Genomic DNA, 3750 nt, shown 5'->3' with positions numbered 1-3750 from the left:
GCTCAGTGGCACCGGCTGGCTCAGTGGCACCGGGCTCGGTGGCGGCCTGCACAGCGGCCTGCGCGGCGGCGGCCTCCGCGGTGGCAGGCTCGGCGGTGGCAGGCTCGGCCATCGGCTTGCTGGCCGCCCCGTCCGTGCCGCCCACGTCGACCGCGATGATCGGCGTGCCCACGTCGACGGTCTGCCCCTCTTCCACCAGCAGTCCGGTGACGGTACCCGCGTACGGGCTGGGCAGCTCGACGACCGCCTTCGCTGTCTCGATCTCCACGATGACCTGGCCGTCCTCGATCGTGTCGCCCGGCTTGACGTGCCAGGAGACGATGTCGGCCTCGGTCAGGCCCTCCCCGACGTCGGGGAGCTTGAACTCCTTGTTCATGCTGTGCTCTCCGGGTCAGAAGTCGAATGTACGGTCGACGGCGTCCAGGATGCGGTCCAGGTCGGGCAGGTAGTGGTCCTCCATCCGGGCCGGCGGGTACGGGATGGCGAAGCCGCCGACTCGCAGCACCGGCGCCTCCAGCTGGTAGAAGCACCGCTCGGTCACCCGGGCGGCGATCTCGGCGCCGAGCCCCGCGTACACGGGCGCCTCGTGCGTGACCACGCAGCGGCCGGTCCGCGACACGGACGCGGCGATGGTCTCCATGTCCAGCGGCGACAGCGATCGCAGGTCGATCACCTCGATTGACCTGCCGTCTTCGCGGGCGGCGGACGCGGCCTCTGCGCAGGTCCTGACCAGCGGCCCGTAGCTGAGCACGGTCACGTCGTCCCCGGCCACCACGATGCGCGCCTTGTCGAGCGGCAGCGCGTCCTCGAGCGGCGCGGCGGTGTCGACCTCGCCCTTGTCCCAGTACCGCCGCTTCGGCTCGAAGAAGATCACCGGGTCGTCGGAGGCGATGGCCAGCTGGATCATCGCGAAGGCGTCCGCTGCGTCGGCGCAGGCCACTACCCGCAGCCCGGCCGTGTGGGCGAAGAAGACCTCGGGGGACTCGCTGTGATGCTCGACCGCGCCGATGCCGCCGCCGAACGGGATCCGGATCACGACCGGCAGCTTCACCTTGCCTTGCGACCGGTAGTGCATCTTGGCGAGCTGGCTGACGATCTGGTCGGTGGCCGGGTAGACGAAGCCGTCGAACTGGATCTCGCAGACCGGGCGGTAGCCGCGCAGCGCGAGCCCGATCGCGGTGCCGATGATGCCGGATTCGGCGAGCGGGGTATCCATCACCCGGTGCTCGCCGAAGTCTTTCTGCAGCCCGTCGGTGACCCGGAACACGCCGCCGAGCCTGCCGACGTCCTCGCCCATGATCATGGCTTTGGGGTCGTCTTCCAGTGCCCGGCGCAGCCCCTCGTTAATCGCCTTCGAGAGCGTGAGCCTCGTCATCGTGCCGCCTCCTCGAACCCGTCCAGGTACGCCTCGTAGCCGGCGCGATCGGCGTCAAGGATCGCGTTCGCGCCTGTGTACACGTGGTCGAACATCGCCATCGGCGGCGGGTCGGGCAGCTCGCGGCAGGCCGCGCGGAGGCGCGTGCCCAGTTCCGCGGCTTCCGTCTCGATCTGCTCGAAGAAGGCGGCGTTGGCCTGGCCGCTGCGGGCCAGGTACGACCGCACGCGCTCGATCGGGTCCCGCAGTCGCCACGCCTCGAGTTCGCTGGCCAGCCGGTACCTGGTGGGGTCGTCGGTGGTGGTGTGCGCGCCCATCCGGTAGGTGAACGCCTCGATGAGCGTGGGCCCCTGGCCCTCGTGCGCCGCGCGCAGCGCCTGCTTGGTCACGGCGTAGCAGGCCAGCACGTCGTTACCGTCGACCTGGACGCCGGGGAAGCCGAACCCGCGCGACCGCTGATAAAGCGGGACGCGGCTCTGCCGCTCCTGCGGCGCGGAGATCGCGTACTGGTTGTTCTGGCAGAAGAACACCACGGGGGTGTTGTAGACGGACGCCCAGGCGAAGGCCTCGCTCACGTCGCCCTGGCTGGTCGCGCCGTCGCCGAAGTAAACGATCACCGCCTCGTCCTCGGCGGTGTCGCGCTGGATGCCCATCGCGTACCCGGTCGCGTGCAGCGTCTGGTCGCCGATCACGATCGTGTACAGGTGGAACTTGTGCTCCTCCGGATCCCAGGCGCCACCGTTGACGCCGCGGAACAGCTCCAGCAGTCGCACCGGGTCCAGGCCCCGGCACCACGCGACGCCGTGCTCGCGGTAGGAAGGGAACGCCATGTCGTTGGGCGACAAGGCCCGGCCCGACCCGACCTGGGCCGCTTCCTGGCCGAGCAGGGACGCCCAGAGGCCCAGTTCTCCCTGGCGCTGCAGCGCGATGGCCTCGGTGTCGATTCGCCGGACAAGCACCATGTCCCGGTACATGCCTTTGAGATCTGCGTCGTCGGGGAACGGGTACTCGGGGTGTTCGATCCGCTCGCCTTCGGGGGTCAGTAGCTGGATAAGCTCACTGTCTTGCGGCGCGACTGTGGTCGCACCGCCGGTTTCGACGGTCACGTGCCACTCCTTTCGGGGAGGCCTGGCGCTGGGATCGCCAACGCCGCCTCATGACCTGACGATATATGCCCTGTTTGCCCTGGGAGGATACGTGGCCCGTGTGATCGTCGACGTAATGCTCAAGCCCGAGATTCACGACCCGCAGGGCGAGGCGGTGCTCAGCGCGAGCCACCGCCTGGGCTTCGGCGGCGTGACCGCGGTTCGCCAGGGAAAACGGTTCGAGCTCGAGATCGACGGTCCGGCGGACAGCGCCGCGCTCGCCGCGATCGAGGAGCTCGCCCGCGAGCTGCTGGCCAACCCGGTGATCGAAGAGTTCACTGTCAGCCCAGGGTAGGCTTCGCGACGTGCGGATAGGTGTTGTGACGTTTCCTGGATCGCTCGACGACACCGATGCGGCCCGCGCGGTGCGGTACGCCGGAGCGGAGCCGGTGCCGCTGTGGCACGCCGACCGTGACCTGCGCGGCGTGGACGCGGTCATCCTTCCCGGCGGCTTCTCCTACGGCGACTACCTGCGCTGCGGCGCGATCGCCCGGTTCTCGCCGGTGATGGCGGAGCTGGTCCCCGCGGCGCGGTCGGGCCTGCCAGTGCTCGGCATCTGCAACGGCTTCCAGATCCTGTGCGAGGCGCACCTGCTGCCTGGCGCGCTCACCAGGAACGCCGGGCTGCGGTTCATCACCCGCGACGTGCGGCTGACGGTGGCGAACACGGACACCGCGTGGACCAGCGGCTACGCGCCAGGGCAGCAGCTCCTCGTCCCGCTGAAGAGCGGCGAAGGCGCCTACGCCGCCGACCCCGCGACACTCGACGAGCTCGACAGGACGGGCCGCGTCGTCGTCCGTTACGCCAGCGCTGCCCCGAACGGCCCTGCTCCAAATGGCAGTGCCCGCGGCATCGCGGGCGTCTGCAACGAGGCGGGCAACGTGGTCGGGCTGATGCCGCACCCCGAGCACGCGATCGACCCGCTCACGGGTCCGTCCGGTGACGGGCTCGGGTTCTTCACCTCGGTCCTTCAGGCCTTCGCGGGAGCGGGCAGGTGAGCGACAAGGACACCGTGGAGGTGGCGGCCGGCACTCCTGAGCAGCCGCAGCCGTTCGCCGAGCTGGGCCTCACCGCCGGCGAGTACGCGAAGATCAAGGACATCCTCGGCCGCCGCCCGACCGCCGCGGAGCTGGCGCTCTACTCGGTCATGTGGAGCGAGCACTGCTCGTACAAGTCCTCCAAGGTGCACCTCAAGCGCCTCGCGCCGAATGAAGAGCAGGCGCGGAAGCT

6 protein-coding genes are annotated in these 3750 nt (G+C 69.9%); 3 read left to right on the top strand and 3 right to left on the bottom strand.

Features of this window, described 5'->3' with window-relative positions:
* From WA805_RS17330 to pdhA, 3 genes are all read right to left on the bottom strand, one after another.
* A partial coding sequence (locus WA805_RS17330; RefSeq protein ID WP_425242848.1) for a biotin/lipoyl-containing protein occupies positions 1–376 on the bottom strand: 376 nt, incomplete at its 3' end.
* A 15-nt stretch (positions 377–391) separates the two neighbouring features.
* Positions 392–1375, bottom strand: a complete 984-nt coding sequence (locus tag WA805_RS17325) for an alpha-ketoacid dehydrogenase subunit beta (protein ID WP_422272174.1) — start codon at positions 1373–1375, stop codon at positions 392–394.
* Entirely contained in the window at positions 1372–2481 is a 1110-nt protein-coding gene (gene pdhA / locus WA805_RS17320; protein WP_422272172.1) for a pyruvate dehydrogenase (acetyl-transferring) E1 component subunit alpha, read from the bottom strand. The genes WA805_RS17325 and pdhA overlap by 4 nt, the downstream gene beginning before the upstream one ends.
* A gap of 91 nt (positions 2482–2572) precedes the next feature.
* Between pdhA and purS the strand changes: the two genes are divergently transcribed.
* From purS to WA805_RS17305, 3 genes are all read left to right on the top strand, one after another.
* Entirely contained in the window at positions 2573–2815 is a 243-nt protein-coding gene (gene purS, locus WA805_RS17315; RefSeq protein ID WP_422287040.1) for a phosphoribosylformylglycinamidine synthase subunit PurS, read from the top strand.
* A gap of 16 nt (positions 2816–2831) precedes the next feature.
* Complete coding sequence (gene purQ, locus WA805_RS17310) at positions 2832–3518, top strand: phosphoribosylformylglycinamidine synthase subunit PurQ (protein ID WP_422338665.1); 687 nt, start codon at positions 2832–2834, stop codon at positions 3516–3518.
* The coding region (locus WA805_RS17305) for a hypothetical protein (RefSeq protein WP_425242847.1) at positions 3515–3750 on the top strand (236 nt) is incomplete at its 3' end. The genes purQ and WA805_RS17305, both read left to right, overlap by 4 nt.

Source organism: Trebonia sp. (assembly GCF_049794275.1).
Taxonomy (GTDB): Bacteria; Actinomycetota; Actinomycetes; order Streptosporangiales; family Streptosporangiaceae; genus Trebonia.
Note: the sequence above shows the minus strand (reverse complement) of the source record. Positions and strands in the feature narration are given on the sequence as shown.

What these genes read in the sequence shown, in the direction of transcription:
- WA805_RS17325 (WP_422272174.1), bottom strand. Translation starts at nt 1,375, where the DNA reads ATGACGAGGCTCACGCTCTCGAAGGCGATTAACGAGGGGCTGCGCCGG.